This is a genomic window from Streptococcus sp. CL6.22, assembly GCF_049738055.1.
GTDB lineage: Bacteria > Bacillota > Bacilli > Lactobacillales > Streptococcaceae > Streptococcus > Streptococcus mitis_DJ.
Genome location: NZ_JBKOTV010000005.1, coordinates 43,267 through 67,598 on the forward strand (window position 1 = coordinate 43,267; position 24,332 = coordinate 67,598).

Below are 24,332 nucleotides of genomic sequence, written 5' to 3' on the forward strand. Positions count from 1 at the left end.
GCTCAAAACACTGTTTTGAGGTTGCAGATAGAGCTGACGTGGTTTGAATTTGATTTTCGAAGAGTATGAGGACAGCAAAAAGACTGCACGATTTATGCAGCCTTTTCTTTTTATTTGAGATAGCGTTGAAGGAATTCTTTTGTACGGTCTTCTTTAGGATTAGTGAAGAGGTCTTCTGGTTTGCCTTCTTCAGCAATCACACCCTTATCCATAAAGATAACACGATGAGAGACATCACGGGCGAATTCCATTTCGTGGGTTACAACAATCATAGTCAAGCCTTCCTGAGCCAAATCTTGCATGATTTTGAGGACTTCTCCAACCATTTCTGGATCGAGAGCTGATGTTGGTTCATCAAAGAGAATGGCGTCCGGATTCATGGAGAGGGCACGAGCGATGGCTACACGTTGTTTTTGACCACCTGAGAGTTGTTTTGGTTTCGCTTGCCAGTAGCGTTCTCCCATGCCGACCTTTTCCAAGTTTTCTTTAGCAATCTTTTCAGCTTCTGTACGTTCACGTTTAAGGACAGTCGTCTGAGCGACAATTGTGTTTTCAAGTACGTTAAGATTTTCAAAGAGGTTAAAGGATTGGAAAACCATCCCCAACTTTTCACGGTATTGCGTAAGGTCATAGCCTTTTTCGAGGACGTTTTGTCCATGATAAAGGATTTGTCCATCAGTTGGTGTTTCAAGTAGGTTAATGGAGCGTAGGAAGGTCGATTTTCCACTTCCAGAGCTTCCGATGATAGAGATGACCTCTCCCTTATGGACTGTCAGTGAAATGTCTTTTAACACTTCGTTTTGGCCATAGGATTTTTTGAGGTGTTTAATTTCAAGGATTGCTTGTGTCATTATTTCAAATCCTCCGTTTGCATTTGGTTAGCACCTGTAGTATAGGTATCCATGTCCATGCGGCGTTCGATGAAGCGTAGGATACGTGTTACGGTGAAGGTGAGGACAAAGTAAATCACGGCGATGATTGTAAATGTCTGGAAGTATTGATAGGTTTGAGTTGCTACGGTATTTCCTGAGAAATAAAGTTCGACAACAGAGATAACGTTCAATACAGATGTATCTTTGATATTGATGACAAATTCATTACCAGTTGCTGGTAGGATGTTACGGACTACCTGAGGTAGGACAATCTTACGCATGGTTTGGTTATGAGTCATACCGAGTGCAGTTGCGGCTTCAAATTGTCCCTTGTCAACTGCTAGGATACCACCACGAACGATTTCGGTCATGTAGGCACCGGTGTTGATCGAAACGATGAAGATAGCAGCTAGTGTGCGGTCAAGGTTGATCCCGAAAGCTTGGGCAGTTCCATAGTAGATAACCATCGATTGAACAATCATTGGCGTACCACGGAAAATTTCAATATAGACATTGAGGATCCAGCCGACTAGTTTTTGTAAGCTGTAAATGGCCTTATTCTCAGAGAGAGGAGCAGTACGGAAGACACCAATGGCAAGGCCGATAATGAGACCTATGATGGTTCCGACGATAGAGATTAAAAGAGTGATACCAGCACCACGCAAGAGTTGTTGCCAGTTTTCAGAAAGAATTTTAGCGACTTGGCTAAAGAAACTACTGCTAGTCTCTTCAGTTGTTGTAGCTTCGGCAGGTTGTTCCTTAATCATACGATCCATCAAGGCAACTTGGTCATCTTTTGAAATGGTTTCAATGCTGGCATTGATTTGGCTAATACGATTGTCATCTTTACGAAGTCCAATGGCGATAGCTGTATCTTCTTCCCCAGTTTTGAAACCTGGTTCTACCTGAACCATCTTGAACTTAGAGTTCGCAGCTTCAGCAGTCAGTGCTTCTGGTCGTTCAGAAACATAAGCATCAATGACACCAGCCTCAAGAGCTTGGCGCATTTGAGCGAAGTCTCCCATGGCAGTTTCTTTTTTAGCACCTGGGATTTGTGCAATCAAGTCATAAAGGTAGACACCTTGTTGAGAAGTGATTTTCGCACCGTTAAAGTCAGCCAAAGATTTAGCACTTGCGTAGGCAGAATCTTTTTTGACAAGCAAAACTGGTTCGCTAGTGTAGTAACTGCTTGAAAAGGCAATTTCTTGTTTACGCTCGGCAGTAGGACTCATACCTGCGATAATCATGTCAATCTTACCAGAAGTAAGGGCAGGGACTAGACCTTCCCACTTGGTTTTAACAACCAGAGGTTCTTTACCTAAGTCCTTAGCGATTTTCTTGGCAATTTGGACATCGTATCCATTGGCGTACTGGTTGGTTCCATCGATTTTGACAGCTCCATTGCTATCATCGTCCTGAGTCCAGTTAAAGGGAGCATATGCTGCTTCCATCCCGATGCGTAAATATTCATCGGCTTGGGCAACATTGACAAGTCCCAGCATCAGCAAGAGACTTGTGAAAATAGATAAGTATATTTTTCTCATGATTTCTCCTATTTCTAATCTATTAAAAAATAACTGTCTCCTATTTTATCGAAAAAAACTCTATTTTTCAATATAGGTAAGCCCTTACTTGAGAAAAAATGATATAATAATAGCAAAGATAAAAAGGGGGCTTAGTTGATGAAAAAAACTTTTTTCTTACTGGTGTTAGGCTTGTTTTGCCTTCTTCCACTCTCTGTTTTTGCCATTGATTTTAAGATAAACTCTTATCAAGGAGATTTGTATATTCATGCAGACAATACGGCAGAATTTAGACAGAAGATAGTTTACCAGTTTGAGGAGGACTTTAAGGGGCAAATCGTGGGACTTGGACGTGCTGGCAAGATGCCTAGCGGATTTGAGATAGATCCTCAACCAAAGGTTCAGGCCTCGAAAAATGGTGCTGAACTAGCAGACGTTACTAGCGAAGTGATAGAAGGAGCAGATGGTTATACTGTTAAAGTTTATAATCCAGGTCAAGAAGGCGACACAGTTGAAGTTGACCTCGTTTGGAACTTAAAGAATTTACTTTTCCTTTATGATGATATCGCTGAATTAAATTGGCAACCTTTAACAGATAGTTCAGGGACTATTGGAAAGTTTGAATTTCATGTAAGGGGAGACAAGGGGGCTGAAAAACTCTTTTTCCATACAGGGAAACTCTTTAGAGAGGGAACGGTTGAAAAGAGTAACCTTGATTATACTATTCGTTTAGACGATCTTCCACCTAATCGTGGAGTTGAATTGCATGCCTACTGGCCTCGGACCGATTTTGCTAGCGCTAGGGATCAGGGATTGAAAGGGAATCGTTTAGAAGAGTTTAATAAGATAGAAGACTCGATTGTTAAAGAAAAAGAGCAAAGTAAACAACTCGTTACTTGGGTCTTCCCTTCGATACTTTCTATCTCCTTGTTATTGAGCGTTTGCTTCTATTTCATCTATAGAAGAAAGACCACTCCTTCAGTCAAATATGCCAAAAATCATCGTCTCTATGAACCACCAATGGAATTAGAACCTATGGTTTTATCAGAGGCTGTCTACTCGACCTCTTTGGAGGAAGTGAGTCCTCTAACCAAAGGAGCAGGAAAATTCACCTTTGACCAACTTATTCAAGCTACCTTGCTAGATGTGATAGACCGTGGAAATGTCTCTATCATTTCAGAAGGAGATGCAGTTGGTTTGAGGCTAGTAAAAGAAGATGGTTTGTCCAGTTTTGAGAAAGATTGTCTAAATCTGGCTTTTTCAGGCAAAAAAGAAGAAACTCTTTCCAATTTGTTTGCGGATTACAAGGTATCTGATAGTCTTTATCGTAGAGCAAAAGCCTCTGATGAAAAACGGATTCAAGCAAGAGGGCTTCAACTCAAATCTTCTTTTGAAGAAGTATTGAAAGAGATGCAAGAAGGAGTGAGAAGTCGAGTTTCCTTCTGGGGGCTCCCAGATTATTATCGTCCTTTAACTGGTGGGGAAAAGGCCTTGCAAGTAGGTATGGGTGTCTTGACTATCTTGCCCCTATTTATCGGATTTGGTTTGTTCTTGTACAGTTTAGATGTTCATGCTTATTTTTACCTCCCCTTGCCTATACTTGGTTTTCTAGGTTTGGTGTTGGCTGTTTTCTATTATTGGAAGCTTCGGCTAGATAATCGTGATGGTGTCCTAAATGAAGCAGGAGCAGAAGTCTACTATCTCTGGACCAGTTTTGAAAATATGTTGCGTGAGATTGCACGATTGGATCAGGCTGAATTGGAAAGTATTGTGGTCTGGAATCGCCTCTTGGTCTATGCGACCTTATTTGGCTATGCAGACAAGGTCAGTCATTTGATGAAGGTTCATCATATTCAAGTGGAAAATCCAGATATCAACCTCTATGTAGCTTATGGCTGGCACAGTATGTTTTATCATTCAAGCGCGCAAATGAGCCATTATGCAAATGTCGCAAATACAGCAAGTACCTACTCTGTATCTTCTGGAAGTGGAAGTTCTGGCGGTGGCTTCTCTGGAGGCGGAGGTGGCGGCAGTATCGGCGCCTTTTAAAGAGAGCTATCACTGGCTGAAAAAATATGCTATAATGGAAGATAGAAAAAGGAGTAATCTATGTATCTTATTGAAATTTTAAAATCTATCTTCTTCGGAATTGTTGAAGGAATTACGGAATGGTTGCCGATTTCCAGTACAGGTCACTTGATTTTAGCAGAGGAGTTTATCCAATACCAAAATCAGAATGAATCTTTTATGTCCATGTTTAATGTTGTGATTCAGCTTGGTGCGATTTTAGCGGTTATGGTCATTTACTTTAACAAGCTCAATCCTTTTAAATCGACTAAGGACAAGCAGGAAGTTCGTAAGACTTGGAGATTGTGGTTGAAGGTTTTGGTTGCGACTTTGCCTTTGCTTGCCGTCTTTAAATTTGATGATTGGTTTGATACACACTTCCATAACATGGTTTCAGTTGCTCTTATGTTGATTATCTATGGGATTGCCTTTATCTATTTGGAAAAGCGCAATAAAGCGCGTGCTATCGAGCCAAGTGTGACAGAGTTGGACAAGCTTCCTTATATGACAGCCTTCTATATCGGACTCTTCCAAGTTCTTGCCCTTTTACCAGGGACAAGCCGTTCTGGAGCAACGATTGTTGGTGGCTTGTTGAATGGAACTAGTCGTTCTGTTGTGACAGAATTTACCTTCTATCTAGGGATTCCTGTTATGTTTGGAGCCAGTGCATTAAAGATTTTCAAATTTATAAAAGCAGGACAGCTCTTGAGCTTTGGGCAATTGTTTTTGCTCTTGGTCGCTATGGGAGTAGCTTTTGCAGTTAGTATGGTCGCTATTCGCTTTTTGACCAGCTATGTGAAAAAACACGACTTTACCCTTTTTGGTAAATACCGCATCGTGCTTGGTAGCATCTTATTGCTTTATAGCTTTGTCCGTTTATTTGTATAAGAAAAGCCTTGAAGAGTCAGCTCTTCAAGGTTTTATACTCAATGAAAATCAAAGAGCAAACTAGGAAGCTAGCCGCAGGTTGCTCAAAACACTGTTTTGAGGTTGTAAATAAGACTGCCAGAGTCATTAATACCTACGGTAAGGCGACGCTGACGTGGTTTGAAGAGATTTTCATTGAGTTTTAAAATCCAGTCATGGTAATCCCCAACAGGCGGACACCTCTTTCTTTCTCGCTTAACTCTTCATAGAGTTGCAGGGCTATTTTGCTTATCTGGCTAGCATCCTGTGTTTTTTGAGTCAGACTTTTTCGTTTGGTAAGAGTTGAAAAGTCCTCGTAGCGGATTTTCAAAATGACAATTTTTCCAGCTTTTTCTTGTTGATGTAGATTGAGAGCAACTCTTTCTGATAGAAGAGCCAGCTCTTTTTTGATGTCTTCCTCAGCACGGAGAATCTTTCCATAGGTTTTCTCCTTACCGATTGATTTACGGATGCGATTGGATTTGACTGGGGAATTGTGAATGCCACGAGCCTTTCGATACAGGTCATAGCCCAGTCTACCAAAGCGGTCTATTAGGGTTACTTCAGGGACTTCAAGCAAATCAGCGCCAGTAAAAATACCCATTTGATGCAGACGCTCCACCGTCTTTTTTCCTACTCCATGAAACTTGGAAATATCCATTTGTTTGAGAAAATCTTCAGCATGGTCAGGTAGAATTACTGTCAGACCATGTGGCTTTTGATAATCACTGGCCATTTTAGCTAAGAATTTGTTGTAGGAAACGCCGGCAGAAGCAGTTAGATGGAGTTCTTGCCAGATATCCTCTTGAATGAGGCGAGCAATTTTGACCGCTGACTTGATGCCGAGTTTATTTTCTGTCACATCCAAATAGGCTTCGTCAATACTCATGGGTTCAATCAAATCTGTATAGCGCTTAAAGATAGCTCGGATCTGGAGTCCCACAGCCTTGTATTTTTCATAATTTCCTGAGATGAAGATTGCCTGAGGACAGCGTTCATAGGCTTCCTTGGAACTCATGGCTGAATGGACACCAAAAGCTCGAGCTTCATAGCTACAAGTGGAAACGACACCACGCCCACCTGTTTGCCGAGGGTCTCTGCCGATAATGACAGGTTTTCCTCTGAGTTTAGGATTATCCCTGATTTCCACGGCAGCAAAAAAGGCATCCATGTCAATATGGATGATTTTTCTTGACAAATCATTTAACAAAGGAAAAATCAACATGCCTAGCCCCCTTTTTACTGCTTATTTTCTTTTATTATACCCTTTTTTCTGAAAAAAAGAAAAAAGGACTTTATTTTTTCAAAAATATAATACAGTTTAGGGCAAAATATAGACTGTTTTAGAAAAGAAAGTGTAAAAATAGGGATTTATCACTTGTTGAAAACGATTACTGTATGGTATACTTGTCTCATGAATGTAACAGATGGCTGTTACTAGAAAGAAAAAAGAGGACATTAACATGGTTGTTAAGACAGTTGTTGAAGCACAAGATATTTTTGACAAAGCTTGGGAAGGCTTCAAAGGCGTAGATTGGAAAGAAAAAGCAAGTGTATCACGCTTCGTACAAGCTAACTACACACCTTATGATGGAGACGAAAGCTTCCTCGCAGGACCAACAGAACGTTCACTTCACATCAAAAAAATTGTAGAAGAAACTAAGGCACACTACGAAGAAACTCGTTTCCCAATGGATACTCGTCCAACATCTATCGCTGATATCCCAGCAGGATTTATCGATAAAGAAAACGAAGTTATCTTCGGTATCCAAAACGATGAACTCTTCAAATTGAACTTCATGCCAAAAGGTGGTATCCGTATGGCTGAAACTACTTTGAAAGAAAATGGATACGAACCAGATCCAGCTGTTCACGAAATCTTTACTAAATATGTAACAACAGTTAACGACGGTATCTTCCGTGCCTACACTTCAAACATTCGTCGCGCACGTCACGCTCACACTGTAACTGGTCTTCCAGATGCATACTCACGCGGACGTATCATCGGTGTTTACGCACGTCTTGCTCTTTACGGTGCAGACTACTTGATGCAAGAAAAAGTAAACGACTGGAATGCAATTGAAGAAATCGATGAAGAAACAATCCGTCTTCGTGAAGAAATCAACCTTCAATACCAAGCATTGCAACAAGTTGTTCGTTTGGGTGACCTTTACGGAGTTGACGTTCGCAAACCAGCGATGAACGTTAAAGAAGCTATCCAATGGGTTAACATCGCCTTCATGTCTGTCTGCCGTGTTATCAACGGTGCTGCTACATCTCTAGGTCGTGTACCAATCGTTTTGGACATCTTTGCAGAACGTGACCTTGCTCGTGGTACATTTACTGAATCAGAAATCCAAGAATTCGTTGATGATTTCGTTATGAAACTTCGTACAGTTAAATTTGCTCGTACTAAAGCTTATGACCAATTGTACTCAGGTGACCCAACTTTCATCACAACTTCTATGGCTGGTATGGGTAACGACGGTCGTCACCGTGTTACTAAGATGGACTACCGTTTCTTGAACACTCTTGACAACATCGGTAACTCACCAGAACCAAACTTGACAGTTCTTTGGACTGACAAATTGCCATACAACTTCCGTCGCTACTGTATGCACATGAGCCACAAACACTCTTCTATCCAATACGAAGGTGTAACAACAATGGCTAAAGACGGATATGGTGAAATGAGCTGTATCTCATGCTGTGTGTCTCCACTTGACCCAGAAAATGAAGAACAACGCCACAACATCCAGTACTTCGGTGCGCGTGTAAACGTATTGAAAGCCCTTCTTACTGGTTTGAACGGTGGTTACGACGATGTTCACAAAGACTACAAAGTATTTGATATCGAACCAATCCGTGACGAAGTTCTTGAATTTGAATCAGTTAAAGCTAACTTTGAAAAATCTCTTGACTGGTTGACTGACACTTACGTAGATGCTTTGAACATCATCCACTACATGACTGATAAGTACAACTACGAAGCTGTTCAAATGGCCTTCTTGCCAACTAAACAACGTGCCAACATGGGATTCGGTATCTGTGGATTTGCCAACACTGTTGACACATTGTCAGCTATCAAATACGCTACAGTTAAACCAATCCGTGACGAAAATGGCTACATCTACGATTACGAAACAATCGGTGAATACCCACGTTGGGGTGAAGATGACCCACGTTCAAACGAATTGGCAGAATGGTTGATCGAAGCTTACACAACTCGTCTACGTAGCCACAAACTTTACAAAGACGCTGAAGCTACAGTATCACTTTTGACAATCACATCTAACGTTGCTTACTCTAAACAAACTGGTAACTCACCAGTTCACAAAGGTGTATACCTCAACGAAGATGGTTCTGTGAACTTGTCTAAACTTGAATTCTTCTCACCAGGTGCTAACCCATCTAACAAAGCTAAAGGTGGATGGTTGCAAAACTTGAACTCACTTTCTAGCCTTGACTTTAGTTATGCAGCTGATGGTATCTCATTGACTACACAAGTATCACCTCGTGCTCTTGGTAAGACTCGTGACGAACAAGTTGATAACTTGGTAACAATCCTTGATGGTTACTTCGAAAACGGTGGACAACACGTTAACTTGAACGTTATGGACTTGAACGATGTTTACGAAAAGATCATGTCAGGTGAAGATGTTATCGTACGTATCTCTGGATACTGTGTAAACACTAAATACCTCACTCCAGAACAAAAAACTGAATTGACACAACGTGTCTTCCACGAAGTTCTTTCAATGGATGATGCCTTGGATGCGTTGAGCTAATCAAGTTCTTGAATAATGAAATAAGGAACCCTCGGTCAGTCGACTGAGGGTTGTTTTTTGGGATCTTAAATTCCTTAAGTCAGGTACTGAAATGTCTGACCGGGATTCAAAGATACTTGTTGAGTTGCGGGAGGTATTTGATACTCAATGAAAATCAAAGAGCAAACTAGGAAGCTAGCCGCAGGTTGCTCAAAGCACCGCTTTGAGGTTGTAGATAAGACTGACAAAGTCAGTCACACATATACGGCAAGGCGAAGCTGACTTGGTTTGAATTTTATTTTCGAAGAGTATTAAAATAAAAACACCACACTTTGTAAGACACAAGGTGTGGTTGTATTTTATCTCTTAGACCAAGTTCTCTTCATAAAGAGAAGTAGGATTGGGTATATCTCCAAGCGCCCTGCAATCATTGCAAAGGAGAGGAGAATTTTTGAGATAGGACTAAAGATTGAGAAACTAGAAGTGGTTCCTAGAATAGGCCCGATGTTATTGAAACAGCTAAAGACAGCGCTGGTAACGACCAGGAAATCATTGCTATCTAGGCTGACAATAAAGATAAGCGCTAGCAAAATCATAGCATAGATGACAAAGTACTTGAGAATCTTATGTTGGGTATCTTTATCAATCACTGTTTTATTCACATGGAGGGTCAAAACACGGTGGGGCGATAGGATTGACAAAATCTGATTTTTAGCAATTTTTGAAAGGATGAGGCCTCGAATAACCTTGAGTCCACCTGCGGTTGAACCAGCAGAACCACCGATTCCCATGAGGAAGAGAAGGATAAATTGGGAGAAGAGGGGCCAGTTGGTAATGTCTCCGTAACCAAAACCAGTCGTTGTAATGATATTGGAAACTTGGAAGAAGGCCATTTCAAAGCTCTTAGAAAATCCTGGGTAGAGATAGAGGGTATTGAGGCTAATCAAGCCTGTAGAAACTAGCACGATGATCAAGTAAGCACGAAGTTCTTCATCTCCAAAGAAGGCCTTGACGCGACGGAGCATAAGGTAGTAGTAGAGATTGAAATTTACCCCAAAAACCAAAACTCCGATACTAACCAGATAGGTAATCAGTGAGCTGCCATAGTGGGCAATCCCGTCGTTATAGACGGTAAAGCCTCCTGTACCTGCTGTCCCCATAGCGATGACAAAACTATCAAATAGGGGCATGCCAGCCAGATAATAGATGATGACAAAGAGTGAAAAGAGAGCTAGATAAAGGAGATAGAGAATTTGGGCAGTGTTTTTGAGTTTGGATACAACCTTACCAAAGACGGGACCAGGAACCTCAGCCTTCATCACTTCTAGGTGGCTATTCTTGGCATTATCCATAATAGCAAGTGCAAAAACAAGCACTCCCATCCCTCCGATCAAGTGGGTAAAACTTCGCCAGAAGAGGAGGGAACGGCTGAGGACCGAAACGTCGTTCAGAATAGTTGCTCCAGTAGTTGTAAAGCCAGAGCTGATTTCAAAAAAGGCATCGATAACGCTGGGAATTTGCTTAGCAAAAACAAAGGGGAGACCACCAAAGAAAGACCAGAGGATCCAACAGAGGGCAACAATCAAGACTCCCTCCTTGGCATAAATCCGTTGATTTTTGGGCTTTTGTAAAATTCCTGAACCGCCTAGTAATACGAGAATCCCTATTGTTGAAAAGAGGGCCGTAAAGACTTGGCTCGATTCACGGTAATAGAGAGCGACAGCTACAGGAACCAAAAGGAGAACAGCTTCAATCAAAAGTAATTTTGAAAGGAGGTAACGAATCATACTTTTATTCATTTCTTACCTCGCGATCAAGTCATAAATCTTGGTGATGTTTGGCAACAAGGTTGTTACTAGGAGCTTGTCTCCAACTTCCAACATATCCTCCCCAGTAGGGAAAATAGTCTTGCCCTTTCGAATGATAGCTGCAATAAGAACACCTTTTTTCAATTTCAGTTGAGAAAGAGGTTTGGCAGTCATCTTATTAGCTTCCTTGATATGGAATTGCAGGGTTTCGATTTGGCCATTGGCTAGATGGTGCATGGCTTGAAGGTCTGAATACTGGGCATTGACACGACCACGAATAAAGTGCATGATTGTATCTACAGCGATGCTTTTAGGTGTGATGATACTTGAAAAATCAGGCGCATTGATAATCTCGAGGAGACTGGTACGATTGACCTTAGTGATGTTTTTCTGTACACCTACCCTGTCAAGGAACATAGAGGTAATCAGATTTTCCTCATCAACCCCTGTTAGAGTCGCAACGGCATCATAGTTTTGAGCACTTTCTTCCAGCAGGATATCTTTTGCGGTACCATCTCCTTGAACGATGTAGAGGTTTGGGAATTTCTCGCTAAAGAAGCTAGCGATTTCAGGATTGATTTCAATAACCTTGGTATCAATACGACTGTCTTTTAGGATACCTAGTAGATAATAGGCGATTCTACCAGCTCCAACAATAAGAAGGCTCTTCACGGCACGAGATTTAAAATAATTATGGAAGAGCATCATATCAACACGGTTACCAGTGACAAAGATTCTATCTTTATCCTGTATGGTCATGTCACCGCTTGGAATGATAATTTGATGATCCCTCTCTATAGCGCAGACAATAACATTGCCAAATTTTTTACGAAAATCAGAAATGGGCATTTGGCAAAGACCGCTGGAAGATTTAACAGTGAATTCCATGAGGCTAACGCGTCCACCAAAGAAACGTTCGACAGAGAGGGCGTTGGGGAAGTCAATGATATTCGCGATAGCGCGGGCAGCCAAGAGCTCAGGGTTAACGATAAGAGAAAAACCGAGAATATTCTTTTCCTTGAAATAAGAGTTAGAATATTCAGGGTTCCGCACCCGAACGATGGTCTCTTTAGCTCCCATTTTTTTGGCTAGAACGGCTGCAATCATGTTGACTTCATCGTATTCAGTCAGGGCGATAAAGATATCACAATCCTGGACACTGGCTTGCTCAAGGATGGTAAAATCGGCCCCGTTACCAAGGATACCCATGATATCAAAGCGATTGACAATATGATTGAGGACAGCTTCGTCTTGCTCAATCAGCAAAACATCATGCTTTTCTGCAACCAAGGAGCGACAGAGGGCAGAACCAACTTTTCCCCCTCCGACAAGGATAATTTTCATAATAAAACCTACTTCTTCATTATGTAACTATCATACCTTTTTTCAAGAAAAAATGCACCTACTAGCTAATCACCAGAGTTTTTAGTAGGAAATTTGCTATAAGGTAAAACTATACCCTAATCAATTGAAATAGCTATTAGCACCTTTCTCTGAAATATGGTATGATAAAGGATATACAAGGAGATAAAATGAATAATAATTTACTGGTATTACAATCAGACTTTGGTCTGGTTGATGGTGCGGTATCGGCTATGATTGGAGTGGCTTTAGAAGAATCTCCAACCTTAAAAATCCATCACTTGACGCACGATATCACGCCCTATAATATTTTTGAGGGGAGCTATCGTCTCTTTCAGACGGTGGATTACTGGCCCGAGGGAACGACTTTTGTATCGGTTGTCGATCCAGGTGTCGGCTCGAAACGTAAGAGCGTAGTTGCTAAGACTGCAAAAAATCAATACATTGTCACGCCAGATAATGGGACGCTTTCTTTTATCAAGAAGCACGTTGGCATTGTAGCCATTCGTGAAATTTCTGAAGTGGCCAATAGACGTCAAAATACAGAGCATTCTTATACCTTCCACGGTCGTGATGTCTATGCCTATACTGGTGCTAAACTAGCCAGTGGTCACATTAGTTTTGAGGAAGTGGGGCCAGAGCTCAGTGTGGATCAGATTGTAGAGCTTCCAGTCGTAGAGACAATCATAGAAGATCATCTGGTGAAGGGAGCTATTGATATTCTGGATGTGCGTTTTGGTTCGCTTTGGACCTCTATCACGCGAGAAGAATTTTACAAGCTGGAACCAGCATTCGGTGACCGTTTTGAAGTGACTATCTATCACGCTGATATGCTGGTCTATCAAAATCAGGTTGTTTATGGCAAATCATTTGCAGATGTGAGAATTGGGCAACCCATCCTTTACATCAACTCTCTCTATCGTTTAGGTCTGGCTATCAACCAAGGTTCCTTTGCCAAGGCCTATAATGTGGGTGTCGGTTCATCTTGGACCATTGAAATAAAGAAAATAGAATCATAAAATAGGAGAATATAGATGAAAAATCAATCAATTAAACAAGTTGTTGCTATCGGTGTTGGAGCTGCGCTCTTTGTTGTCATCGGGATGATCAGTATTCCAACGCCTGTTCCAAATACAAGCATCCAGCTTCAGTATGCGGTACAGAGCCTCTTGTCTATTATTTTTGGCCCTCTAGTGGGACTACTTGTTGGTTTAATTGGGCATGCAGTGAAGGACTCTCTTGCTGGCTACGGTCTATGGTGGACTTGGATTATTGCTAGTGGTCTCTTTGGTCTAGCCGTCGGACTCTTTAGAAAATACATTCGAGTAACACAGGGTGTTTTTGAGTTGAAGGATATTGTCTTCTTTAACCTCATTCAGATTGTTGCAAATGCTCTTGTTTGGGGTGTCTTGGCACCACTTGGAGATGTTGTGATTTATCAAGAAGCGGCAGAAAAAGTATTTGCCCAAGGGATTGTTGCGGGAATTGCAAATGCTGTAACTGTAGCTATCGCAGGTACCCTTCTCTTGCTAGCTTATTCACGTACGCAGACTCGTTCAGGAAGTTTGAAAAAGGATTAACATAAAGGAAAAGGCTGGGCAACCGGTCTTTTTCGATGTTTATAGACTAGTCGGGTAAGCAATTTAGGCTAGGAATCTTGTTGGTGCTAAGTTTTTAATAGAAGAGTCTGCAAGAAGGGTTCGATTTATGATAAAATAGAAGTCTAAGAAGCGAATGAAGAGAGTAAGATGAAAGAAGCTATAATTGAGTGGAAGGATTTCTCTTTCCAGTATGAAACGCAACAAGAACCGACCTTGCAAGGAGTGGACTTAACCATTTATAAGGGAGAGAAAGTCTTAATTGTTGGGCCATCTGGGTCAGGTAAGTCTACCTTGGGTCAGTGTTTGAATGGGATTATTCCAAATATTTACAAGGGTCAGACATCTGGAGAATTTTTGATCAGGGGGCAAGCAGCATTTGATATGAGCATCTACGATAAATCTCATCTGGTCAGTACAGTTTTGCAGGATACAGATGGGCAGTTTATCGGCTTGTCCGTGGCAGAGGACTTAGCTTTTGCGCTAGAAAATGATGTAACAAGTCTAGAAGAGATGAAAAGTCGTGTTCATAAATGGGCTGAAAAGCTGGACCTTATTTCTTTACTGCCGCAGCGTCCTCAGGATTTGTCAGGTGGACAAAAGCAGCGAGTTAGTCTAGCTGGTGTTTTGATTGATGAGAGTCCGATTCTTTTGTTTGATGAGCCACTCGCCAATCTGGATCCCAAGTCAGGTCAGGATATTATCGAATTGATTGACCAGATTCATAAGGAAGAGGGAACGACGACTCTTATTATCGAGCACCGTTTGGAGGATGTTCTGCATCGCCCTGTGGATCGGATTGTCTTGATAAACGATGGCCGTATCCTCTTTAATGGGAGTCCTGATCAGTTATTGGCGACTGACCTGTTGACCCAAAATGGAATTCGAGAACCCCTTTATCTAACCACTTTACGTCAATTAGGTGTGGATTTAGCTAAAGAAGAACAATTAGCAAATTTGGACAACTTGTCTATCTCAAAAGGCCAGGTTCAGTTGCGGACGGAACTGGCAAAAGAAACCCCAGAATTGCAGTCACTCTTTAGACTAGAGGACGTGTCGTTTTCTTATGATGATAGACCGATTTTAAAGTCCCTACATTTGGATATTAAAAAGGGCGAAAAGATTGCCATTGTCGGGAAAAATGGAGCAGGGAAATCAACCCTAGCCAAGGCCTTAAGTAGCTTTATTCAGACGGAAGGTCGCTATCTTTGGGAAGGGCAGGATATCAAAGGAGATTCTGTTGCAGAGCGGGCGGAACGAGTAGGCTATGTGCTGCAAAATCCCAATCAAATGATTTCAACCAATATGATTTTTGATGAGGTGGCTCTAGGGCTCCGTTTGCGAGGTGTGAACGAGCAGGAAATTGAAACGAGAGTCTATGAAACTTTGAAAATCTGTGGTCTCTATGAATTCCGTAATTGGCCAATTTCTGCCCTGTCATTTGGTCAGAAAAAACGTGTGACTATTGCATCGATTTTGGTCTTAGGGGCTGAAATTATCCTCTTAGATGAACCGACTGCAGGTCAAGACCAGAAGAACTATACTGAAATTATGGAATTTCTTGAAGAACTGCATCAAAAAGGTCATACCATTGTCATGATTACCCATGATATGCAATTGATGCTGGATTATTCGGATAGGGCTCTTGTCATGGTGGATGGGGAATTGATTGCCGATACTGATCCAGCTAGTCTTTTGAGCAGTCCTGAGCTGTTAGTAAAAGCCAATCTAAAAGAAACTTCTATCTTCAACTTGGCTAAGAAACTCGACGTGGATCCACTTGCTTTAACGGCATTTTACAAAGAAAGGAGAGAAGGATGCAAGCAAAATTAATTGGTTACCAGCACAGAGATACTGTGATTCATCGCTTGTCAGGAGCTGGAAAACTTCTCTTTTTCATCCTCGTGTCATTGGCGGCCATGATTAGCTATGATACCAGACTGCTTGTTCTGATTGCCATCTTTTCGGTCTTTCTCCTCTATTTGTCAGAAATCCGTTTTAAAGATGTTTCCTTTGTAGCCGTTTTTGCGACGGCATTTGCCGTTTTAAACGTTTTGATGGTCTATCTCTTTTCTCCCGAGTATGGGGTTGGACTTTATGGAGAGAGAAGTGTGATTTGGCAGGGAATCGGTGCTTACACTCTGACCAGTCAAGAACTCTTTTATCTGCTAAATTTGGCTATTAAGTACCTTTGCACCATTCCTCTGGCTATTATCTTTTTGATGACAACCCACCCTAGTCAGTTTGCTTCCAGTTTAAATCAAATTGGTGTGCCCTATAAGATTGCCTATTCTGTCAGCCTGACCTTGCGCTATATTCCAGATTTGCAGGAAGAATTCTTTACAATCAAGATGTCTCAGGAAGCGCGTGGGATGGAATTATCCAAGAAAGCTTCTCTTATGCAACGAATCAAAGGCAATCTGCGCATTATCACTCCCTTGATTTTTAGCTCGCTAGAACGCATTGATACCATTGCGACCGCCATGGAACTTCGCCGCTTTGGGAAAGAGAAAAAACGCACTTGGTATAGTTATCAGGCCTTGAAAAAAGGAGATTATATTACCTTGCTCTTGGCAGCTGTATTTTTAGTAGCTAGTTTACTACTTATCTTGCAGAATCACGGACGATTTTACAACCCTTGGAAATAGCTTGAAAAAATTGAAAAAATCAAGTCGTTTCTATTGACAATGATTCTGAAAGTGTTATACTAAGAAAGTAGTTTCGCTGATTTACTTCAAACCTGTTGTGAGGTAAGTTAACGATGCCTTAACCACGCTGTTTGCTGAGCTTGACTCCGGGCAGTGTGGCTATTTTTTTGCAATGGTGAAAGGAAGCAAGTCATGACAAATCACATTGTATTATTTGAACCTCAAATTCCACAAAATACAGGCAATATCGCGCGTACTTGCGCTGCGACCAATTCTCCCCTCCACATCATCAAGCCAATGGGCTTTCCTATTGACGACCGCAAGATGAAGCGAGCTGGATTGGATTATTGGGATAAGCTAGAGATTTATTTTTACGAGAGTTTGGAAGATTTCATGTCTCAGATGAAGGGCAAACTCTATCTTATTTCTAAATTCGCTGAGAAAGTGTATTCTGATGTGGATTTATCGATTAAAGAAGATCATTATTTTCTCTTTGGACGTGAAGATAAGGGTTTACCTGAGGACTTTATGCGAGAACATCCTGAGAAGGCTCTCCGTATTCCTATGAATGATGAACATGTCCGCAGTCTCAATGTGTCTAATACCGTCTGTATGATTGTCTATGAGGCTCTTCGCCAGCAGAACTTTGCAGGTCTTGAACTTGTTCATACCTATGAAGTGGATAAATTGAAATAAAAAATGAAAATGAAAGTGAACAAAATGCTTGCGCTTGCAAGCGTTTTTTGTTATGATAAAAGAGTCTTCAGGGCAGGGTGTGATTCCCGACCGGCGGTGACTTTAACTAGGAAATGATCTTTTCCTTTTATACTTTGTTGACAAGCTTTGCCTAACCAGAAGTTATGCCTACAGCTTGTCGCCTAGTCTAAAAGAAAAATCTCTATTTCCTTCTCTTTAAAGAAGTCCGCGAGCGCAAGCTGATGTGGTGAGATTCCACAACCGACAGTATAGTCTGGATGGGAGAAGACGAAAGAATAGCTTTGTCTGTTCTGATAGATTTATAGCTAGATTGTAACCGCTTGCTTTAATTTTCTTTAATAGAGTAAGAGGGAAGATTTGGGATATAAAAAGTGAGAATAGATAGAGGAATCCTTTCTAACTTCTTCTGATTTTATAGAAAATTGGAGGAACCTGTTATGACAAACACACGTCGACTTTCGACCATTGCGATTTTATCAGCCATTTCATTTGTGCTGATGTACTTTGACTTTCCGCTTTTACCAGCGGCGTCCTTCCTCAAGATCGAATTTAGTATCTTGCCAGTCCTTGTAGGTCTGGTGGTCATGGATTTGCCTGCTGCTCTAGGAATTCTCTTGCTTCGCTCACTCTTGAAATTGCTTCTTAACAGCCAGGGGGTGAATACTTACATTGGTTTGCCAATGAATATCGTAGCTTTAGGAGTTTTTGTCATCGTATTTGCTTTGATTTGGAAAAAGGAACGGACAACCCTTCGTTTCCTACTAGGCTCTCTAGCTGGGACTATTGGTTTAACCGTGGCTATGTTGGTTCTCAACTATGTTTATGCTGTTCCTTTGTACGCTAAGTTTGCGAACTTTGATATTGGAAAAATTTTGGGACTTTCCAACTACCTAATGACCATGGTATTACCTTTTAACTTGATTGAGGGTGTAATCTTTTCCGTTTCATTCTGGTTGTTGTACGTCCTTTTGAAACCAACCTTAAAACATTATGAAAGATAAACAAACATTTTTAATGAAGGGCAGTTTTGCCCTTTTACTTTTCGTTATTCTTGGCTACATGGTCAAATTTTACCCTGAAACGCTAGTCGGTTTTGACCAACCGATTCAGACTGCCGTTCGAGGAGACTTGCCAGATTACTTGACTATTCTTTTCCGAGCCATCACACGCTTGATTGATATCCCAGTGATTATCACTTGGGTTGTCATTACAGCCTTTATCTTGTATCGTAAGCAGTGGAAGATTGAAAGCCTACTTATGCTGGGAAATTTGGCTTTGGCTGGTCTTTTAATCGTGACTTTTAAAAACATCTACCAGCGCCCACGGCCAGCTATCTTACACTTGGTTGAGGAGAAGGGATTTTCCTTCCCAAGTGGCCATTCTCTGGCTGTAACATTGATGGTAGGCACTCTGATTGTCATCCTCAGTCAACGGATGAAAGATCCAGTCTGGAGAAGAATCGTGCAAATCGTACTTGGCCTCTACCTAGTTAGTGTGCTGGTATCAAGGGTCTATCTAGGAGTTCACTACCCATCAGATGTCCTTGCCAGTCTCTGTGTGGGCTTGGGAGTCCTGTTTATCGAGTTTCCTTTCTATGACAAGCTTCGTTTCCAATGGCGATTTAAAGGCAAGCAGAAGTGAGTATCAAATTCCATTGAGGAGAAAGAAATGAAAGTCAATATAAAAGATCTCCATCCGACTCAACTATACTTATCAGAAAAGAAACTAGCAGGCATCCAGATGCTTTATCAGTCGGCAGAAATGATCAATGTTGACCCAATCAGTATTCTTGCGTTCGGAGATTGCTTGTTGATTACAGATGGGCATCACAGGACTTATCAGGCTTTATTGGCAGGTCAAGATACGATTTCTGCTGAGTTTGATAGAGACGGCGGTAATGAACTATATCATCTCTATGCGCAAGTCTGCGAAGAAAGAAAAATTTATTCTGTTCTGGATTTAAAAAATCATATCTTACCTCAAGATGAGTATAAAGCAAAATGGTATAACTGGTGTGAGGGTTTTAATCAAGCAGCAACTCTCTTATTGAAAAGGAAAGCAGATGAAACAGACCCTACAAATAGATGATGCACTGCGTCTTGTTCCTTATTATCAGGTCAATCATTGTGAGGAAGCTTTTGCTTGGTATCAGGATGTGAACTTGGTTTACCTCGTAGATGGTGTGAAGAGACCGTACAGTCCAGCGACCTTGGAAGCTATGTATTCCTATTTGGATCAGCATGGTGAGCTTTTTTGGATTGAAGTTAAGGAGAAGGGGGAATGGTTTCCAATTGGGGATGTTACACTATCTCAGGATAATCTTCCCATTGTGATTGGGAATCCCGCTTATCAACATCTAGGGCTTGGGAAAAAGGTTCTAAGTACTTTGATTGAATTGGCTCGAGTAAAAGGATGGAAAGAATTGAAAGTCAAGGAAATCTATACCTACAATCATGCTTCTAGGAGGTGTTTCAAGTCGCTTGGATTTGTGGAAGATGGAGCAACAGAAAAAGGAACGAGTTTTATATTGAAATTAGTCTAATCTAACTTGTTTTTTAACTAAAAATCTGATAAACTAAGTAGTAATTGAATAGAAATCTGCAAGACTAGTAACTCAAGGGAAGTATATCAGGGAGGAGAGCCGTGACTGCAAGTTCTCTATATGAAAGCTGGGCGAATTCACTTGCGCATGGATTTAGAAATGAAGGTCTGACTTGTCAGATGAAAACGGATGGTACCGCGTGTCAACGCTCCGAGTGGAGTTTTTGGCATGTGGTTTTCTTTTTTATCTACGAGAGACTGATGGAGGAATTATGTCAACTATTGAAGAACAATTAAAAGCGCTTCGTGAAGAAACGCTGGCTAGCTTGAAGCAGATTTCTGCTGAAAATAAAAAAGAGATGCAAGACTTGCGTGTCTCTGTCCTTGGTAAAAAGGGTTCGCTCACTGAAATCCTCAAAGGGATGAAAGATGTTTCTGCTGAGATGCGTCCAATCATTGGGAAACATGTCAATGAAGCTCGTGATGTCTTGACAGCTGCCTTTGAAGAAACAGCTAAGCTCTTGGAAGAAAAGAAAGTCGCGGCTCAACTGGCTAGCGAGAGTATCGATGTGACGCTTCCAGGTCGTCCAGTTGCGACTGGTCACCGTCATGTCCTCACACAAACCAGTGAGGAAATCGAAGATATTTTCATTGGGATGGGTTACCAAGTCGTGGATGGTTTTGAAGTGGAGCAAGACTACTATAACTTTGAGCGTATGAACCTTCCAAAAGACCACCCAGCTCGTGATATGCAGGACACTTTCTATATCACAGAAGAGATCTTACTCCGTACTCACACGTCTCCAGTTCAAGCGCGTGCCATGGATGCCCATGATTTCTCTAAAGGCCCTTTGAAAATGATCTCACCAGGGCGTGTGTTCCGTCGTGACACAGACGATGCGACCCACAGTCACCAGTTCCACCAAATTGAAGGCTTGGTTGTTGGGAAAAATATCTCTATGGCTGATCTTCAAGGAACCCTTCAGTTGATTGTGCAAAAAATGTTCGGTGAAGAGCGTCAGATCCGTCTGCGCCCATCTTACTTCCCATTCACAGAGCCATCTGTTGAGGTGGATGTTTCTTGCTTCAAGTGTGGTGGAGAAGGCTGTAACGTATGTAAGAAAACAGGTTGGATCGAAATTATGGGGGCCGGTATGGTTCACCCACGTGTCCTTGAAATGAGTGGTATCGATGCGACTGTTTACTCTGGATTTGCCTTTGGTCTTGGACAAGAGCGTGTAGCTATGCTCCGTTATGGAATCAACGATATCCGTGGATTCTACCAAGGCGATGTCCGCTTCTCAGAACAGTTTAAATAATGATTAGAAAAGTAGAAAAGGCAGATGTTGGGGTGTTGTCCAAAATTGCCAAACAAACCTTTCGTGAAACATTTGCTCATGATAATACAGAAGAGCAGTTACAGGAATACTTTGAAGAGGCTTATAGTTTGAGAGTTTTGTCAACTGAGTTGGAAAATCCAGAATCCGAAACCTATTTCATTATGCATGAAGAGGAGATAGCTGGTTTTCTCAAAGTCAACTGGGGAAGTGCTCAGACTGAGAGAGAATTAGAGGATGCTTTTGAAATTCAACGTCTCTATGTGCTACAAAAATTCCAAGGATTTGGACTAGGTAAGCAACTGTTTGAATTCGCTCTTGAACTTGCTACCAAAAATAGTTTTTCTTGGGCTTGGCTAGGTGTTTGGGAGCATAATACAAAAGCTCAAGCATTTTATAATCGATATGGTTTTGAAAAATTTAGCCAACATCATTTTATGGTTGGTCAAAAAGTAGATACAGATTGGTTACTGAAAAAGAAATTAAGGTAAGAAGATGATTCTTCTATTGAAATGATAGGAAAGGAAAAGAACTAGAGTGGCAACTGTCATTCTGGAGAACTAAATTATGCTTGTATCTTATAAATGGTTAAAAGAATTGGTGGACATTGATGTGCCATCACAAGAGTTGGCTGAAAAAATGTCAACTACAGGGATCGAGGTAGAAGGTGTCGAATCACCGGCTGCTGGTCTCTCAAAAATTGTCGTCGGTGAGGTCTTGTCTTGCGAAGATGTGCCAGAAACTCACCTCCATGTTTGTCAGGTTAACGTTGGCGAAGAAGAAGCCCGTCAAATCGTCTGTGGTGCCCCAAATGTGCGTGCTGGTATCAAGGTTATGGTGGCTCTTCCAGGAGCTCGCATCGCTGACAACTACAAAATCAAAAAAGGAAAAATCCGTGGTTTAGAGTCACTTGGGATGATCTGTTCACTTGGTGAATTGGGAATTTCTGACTCAGTTGTACCTAAGGAATTCGCAGATGGTATCCAAATCTTGCCAGAAGATGCTGTTCCTGGGGATGAAGTCTTCTCATACCTAGACTTGGATGATGAAATCATCGAACTTTCTATCACACCAAACCGTGCAGATGCCCTTTCTATGCGTGGAGTAGCTCACGAAGTTGCAGCCATCTATGACAAGGCGGTCAACTTTAAAGAATTTACTCTTTCAGAAACTGACCAAGCTGCAGCAGATGCTCTTTCTGTAGGTATTGAGACAGACAAGGCGCCTTATTATGCAGCTCGTATCTTGGACAATGTGACTATCGCACCAAGTCCACAATGGTTGCAAAATCTCCTCATGAACGAAGGCATCCGTCCTATTAATAACGTAGTGGACGTGACCAACTACATCCTGCTCTACTTTGGTCAACCAATGCACGCCTTTGACTTGGATACCTTTGAAGGTACTGACATCCGTGTGCGTGAAGCGCGTGCTGATGAAAAATTGGTGACCTTGGATGGTGAAGAACGTGACTTGGAAACAAATGACCTAGTCATCACTGTCGCAGACAAGCCAGTAGCCCTTGCAGGTGTTATGGGCGGTCAAGCAACAGAAATCTCTGAGAAATCTAGTCGTGTCGTCCTTGAAGCTGCTGTTTTCAATGGCAAATCAATTCGTAAGACTAGTGGTCGTCTCAACCTTCGTTCTGAGTCGTCTTCTCGCTTTGAAAAAGGTATCAATGTGGCAACTGTTAACGAAGCCCTTGATGCGGCAGCTAACATGATTGCAGAACTTGCAGGTGCGACGGTGCGCAAAGGCATCGTTTCAGCGGGTGAGCTTGATACCTCTGATGTGGAAGTTTCTTCAACTCTTGCTGATGTTAACCGTGTCCTTGGTACAGAACTTTCTTACGCGGATGTAGAAGACGTCTTCCGCCGTCTTGGCTTTGATCTTTCTGGAAATGCAGACAGCTTTACAGTCAGCGTCCCACGTCGTCGTTGGGATATCACAATCGAGGCAGATCTCTTTGAAGAAATTGCTCGTATCTATGGATATGACCGCTTGCCAACCAGCCTTCCAAAAGACGATGGTACAGCAGGTGAATTGACTGCGACACAAAAACTTCGCCGCCAAGTTCGTACCATTGCTGAAGGGGCAGGTTTGACAGAAATCATCACCTACGCTCTAACAACTCCTGAAAAAGCAGTTGAGTTCACAGCTCAACCAAGTAACCTTACGGAACTTATGTGGCCAATGACAGTGGACCGTTCTGTCCTCCGTCAAAATATGATTTCTGGTATCCTTGATACAGTTGCTTACAATGTGGCTCGTAAGAACAAAAACTTGGCACTTTACGAGATCGGAAAAGTCTTTGAACAAACAGGCAATCCAAAAGAAGAACTTCCAAATGAGATTAATAGCTTTGCCTTTGCCTTGACAGGCTTGGTTGCTGAAAAAGATTTCCAAACAGCAGCAGTTCCAGTTGATTTCTTCTATGCTAAAGGAATCCTTGAAGCATTATTTACTCGCTTGGGACTAGAAGTGACCTATACGGCAACATCTGAAATCGCTAGCCTTCACCCAGGTCGTACCGCTATGATTTCACTCGGTGACCAAGTTCTTGGTTTCCTTGGTCAAGTACACCCAGTCACTGCTAAGGCCTACGATATTCCAGAAACGTATGTGGCTGAGCTCAACCTTTCAGCCATCGAAACTGCCCTTAAACCAGCTACTCCATTTGTGGAAATCACAAAATTCCCAGCAGTTAGCCGTGACGTTGCCCTCCTTCTCAAGGCAGAAGTGACTCACCAAGAAGTTGTGGACGCGATCCAAGCTGCCGGCGTGAAACGTTTGACAGATATCAAACTCTTTGACGTCTTCTCAGGTGAGAAATTGGGACTTGGTATGAAGTCAATGGCTTATAGCTTGACTTTCCAAAATCCAGAAGACAGCTTAACGGACGAAGAAGTCGCACGCTACATGGAAAAAATCCAAGCGTCTCTCGAAGAAAAAGTCAATGCAGAAGTGCGTTAAAGTATCAATCCATCCTTCGGGGTGGATTTTTGCTTTTTAAATAACAATTCAGGATCAAAAATAGACAGTTGAGGAACAGAGAAGATAAATTGGAGTTTACCAGTGTATAATGTATTCATAACTCAAAGTACCCTAAGATTTTTTACTAAAATGAGGATGATAAAATGGACAAAAATCATTGTAAAGGCTATCAAAAAGGAGTATAATGAGTGC

20 protein-coding genes and 1 riboswitch are annotated in these 24,332 nt (G+C 41.7%); of the genes, 15 read left to right on the plus strand and 5 right to left on the minus strand.

Translation table 11 applies throughout. The annotated features are described in order from the left end of the window. Window positions 1-110: 110 nt before the first annotated feature. Entirely contained in the window at window positions 111-851 is a 741-nt protein-coding gene (locus ACLNCW_RS03425) for an amino acid ABC transporter ATP-binding protein (RefSeq protein ID WP_000189477.1), read from the minus strand. Continuing rightward, window positions 851-2,416: an ABC transporter substrate-binding protein/permease gene (locus ACLNCW_RS03430; protein WP_424845368.1), complete on the minus strand. Its 1,566-nt coding sequence runs from the start codon at window positions 2,414-2,416 to the stop codon at window positions 851-853. The genes ACLNCW_RS03425 and ACLNCW_RS03430 overlap by 1 nt, the downstream gene beginning before the upstream one ends. 138 nt (window positions 2,417-2,554) lie before the next feature. Here ACLNCW_RS03430 and ACLNCW_RS03435 point away from each other — a divergent pair, with 138 nt between their 5' ends. Both ACLNCW_RS03435 and ACLNCW_RS03440 read left to right on the plus strand, forming a co-directional pair. Further along, complete coding sequence (locus ACLNCW_RS03435; RefSeq protein WP_424845369.1) at window positions 2,555-4,444, plus strand: DUF2207 family protein; 1,890 nt, start codon at window positions 2,555-2,557, stop codon at window positions 4,442-4,444. 60 nt (window positions 4,445-4,504) lie between these two features. Beyond that, window positions 4,505-5,350 (plus strand): undecaprenyl-diphosphate phosphatase, encoded by an 846-nt coding sequence (locus ACLNCW_RS03440; RefSeq protein WP_261041905.1) that lies wholly within the window; start codon window positions 4,505-4,507, stop codon window positions 5,348-5,350. 181 nt (window positions 5,351-5,531) lie between these two features. Here ACLNCW_RS03440 and dinB read toward each other — a convergent pair whose 3' ends face one another. Next, window positions 5,532-6,593, minus strand: coding sequence for a DNA polymerase IV (gene dinB / locus ACLNCW_RS03445; RefSeq protein ID WP_424845370.1), 1,062 nt, complete (start codon window positions 6,591-6,593; stop codon window positions 5,532-5,534). Between the two features lie 238 nt (window positions 6,594-6,831). On the opposite strand from dinB, the gene pflB reads away from it, so the two are divergent. Continuing rightward, entirely contained in the window at window positions 6,832-9,156 is a 2,325-nt protein-coding gene (gene pflB, locus ACLNCW_RS03450) for a formate C-acetyltransferase (RefSeq protein ID WP_000260631.1), read from the plus strand. A gap of 338 nt (window positions 9,157-9,494) precedes the next feature. On the opposite strand, the gene ACLNCW_RS03455 is transcribed toward pflB, so the two are convergent. Beyond that, window positions 9,495-10,934, minus strand: coding sequence for a TrkH family potassium uptake protein (locus tag ACLNCW_RS03455; protein WP_101781687.1), 1,440 nt, complete (start codon window positions 10,932-10,934; stop codon window positions 9,495-9,497). Between the two features lie 3 nt (window positions 10,935-10,937). After that, complete coding sequence (gene trkA, locus ACLNCW_RS03460) at window positions 10,938-12,287, minus strand: Trk system potassium transporter TrkA (protein ID WP_000691701.1); 1,350 nt, start codon at window positions 12,285-12,287, stop codon at window positions 10,938-10,940. Between the two features lie 188 nt (window positions 12,288-12,475). On the opposite strand from trkA, the gene ACLNCW_RS03465 reads away from it, so the two are divergent. From ACLNCW_RS03465 to pheT, 12 genes are all read left to right on the plus strand, one after another. Continuing rightward, window positions 12,476-13,324, plus strand: coding sequence for an SAM hydrolase/SAM-dependent halogenase family protein (locus ACLNCW_RS03465; protein WP_001063590.1), 849 nt, complete (start codon window positions 12,476-12,478; stop codon window positions 13,322-13,324). Window positions 13,325-13,339: 15 nt separating this feature from the next. Next, on the plus strand, window positions 13,340-13,885 hold the full coding sequence (locus tag ACLNCW_RS03470; protein WP_033689391.1) for an ECF-type riboflavin transporter substrate-binding protein: 546 nt from the start codon (window positions 13,340-13,342) through the stop codon (window positions 13,883-13,885). Between the two features lie 168 nt (window positions 13,886-14,053). Next, a complete protein-coding gene (locus ACLNCW_RS03475) occupies window positions 14,054-15,736 on the plus strand; it encodes an ABC transporter ATP-binding protein (RefSeq protein WP_424845371.1) in 1,683 nt (560 codons plus the stop codon). Beyond that, window positions 15,721-16,551, plus strand: coding sequence for an energy-coupling factor transporter transmembrane component T family protein (locus ACLNCW_RS03480; RefSeq protein ID WP_247939592.1), 831 nt, complete (start codon window positions 15,721-15,723; stop codon window positions 16,549-16,551). The genes ACLNCW_RS03475 and ACLNCW_RS03480 overlap by 16 nt, the downstream gene beginning before the upstream one ends. A gap of 192 nt (window positions 16,552-16,743) precedes the next feature. Beyond that, window positions 16,744-17,247, plus strand: coding sequence for a tRNA (cytidine(34)-2'-O)-methyltransferase (locus tag ACLNCW_RS03485; RefSeq protein ID WP_261042360.1), 504 nt, complete (start codon window positions 16,744-16,746; stop codon window positions 17,245-17,247). Window positions 17,248-17,306: 59 nt separating this feature from the next. Continuing rightward, window positions 17,307-17,541, plus strand: a riboswitch (FMN riboswitch). Window positions 17,542-17,705: 164 nt separating this feature from the next. Beyond that, complete coding sequence (locus ACLNCW_RS03490; protein WP_000185823.1) at window positions 17,706-18,269, plus strand: ECF transporter S component; 564 nt, start codon at window positions 17,706-17,708, stop codon at window positions 18,267-18,269. After that, window positions 18,259-18,909 carry a phosphatase PAP2 family protein gene (locus tag ACLNCW_RS03495; RefSeq protein ID WP_414300771.1) on the plus strand — a complete coding sequence of 217 codons (651 nt, stop codon included), beginning with the start codon at window positions 18,259-18,261 and terminating at the stop codon, window positions 18,907-18,909. Before ACLNCW_RS03490 ends, ACLNCW_RS03495 begins: the two co-directional genes overlap by 11 nt. A 27-nt stretch (window positions 18,910-18,936) precedes the next feature. Beyond that, the gene (locus ACLNCW_RS03500; RefSeq protein ID WP_084888194.1) at window positions 18,937-19,356 is read left to right on the plus strand and encodes a chromosome partitioning protein ParB; all 420 of its coding nucleotides are present in this window, start codon (window positions 18,937-18,939) and stop codon (window positions 19,354-19,356) included. Between the two features lie 4 nt (window positions 19,357-19,360). Continuing rightward, window positions 19,361-19,810 carry a GNAT family N-acetyltransferase gene (locus ACLNCW_RS03505; RefSeq protein ID WP_192855679.1) on the plus strand — a complete coding sequence of 150 codons (450 nt, stop codon included), beginning with the start codon at window positions 19,361-19,363 and terminating at the stop codon, window positions 19,808-19,810. 271 nt (window positions 19,811-20,081) lie between these two features. After that, entirely contained in the window at window positions 20,082-21,128 is a 1,047-nt protein-coding gene (gene pheS / locus ACLNCW_RS03510) for a phenylalanine--tRNA ligase subunit alpha (RefSeq protein WP_084888190.1), read from the plus strand. Further along, the gene (locus ACLNCW_RS03515; RefSeq protein ID WP_084930412.1) at window positions 21,128-21,637 is read left to right on the plus strand and encodes a GNAT family N-acetyltransferase; all 510 of its coding nucleotides are present in this window, start codon (window positions 21,128-21,130) and stop codon (window positions 21,635-21,637) included. Before pheS ends, ACLNCW_RS03515 begins: the two co-directional genes overlap by 1 nt. A gap of 76 nt (window positions 21,638-21,713) precedes the next feature. Next, window positions 21,714-24,119, plus strand: coding sequence for a phenylalanine--tRNA ligase subunit beta (pheT, locus tag ACLNCW_RS03520; RefSeq protein ID WP_424845372.1), 2,406 nt, complete (start codon window positions 21,714-21,716; stop codon window positions 24,117-24,119). Window positions 24,120-24,332 lie beyond the last annotated feature (213 nt).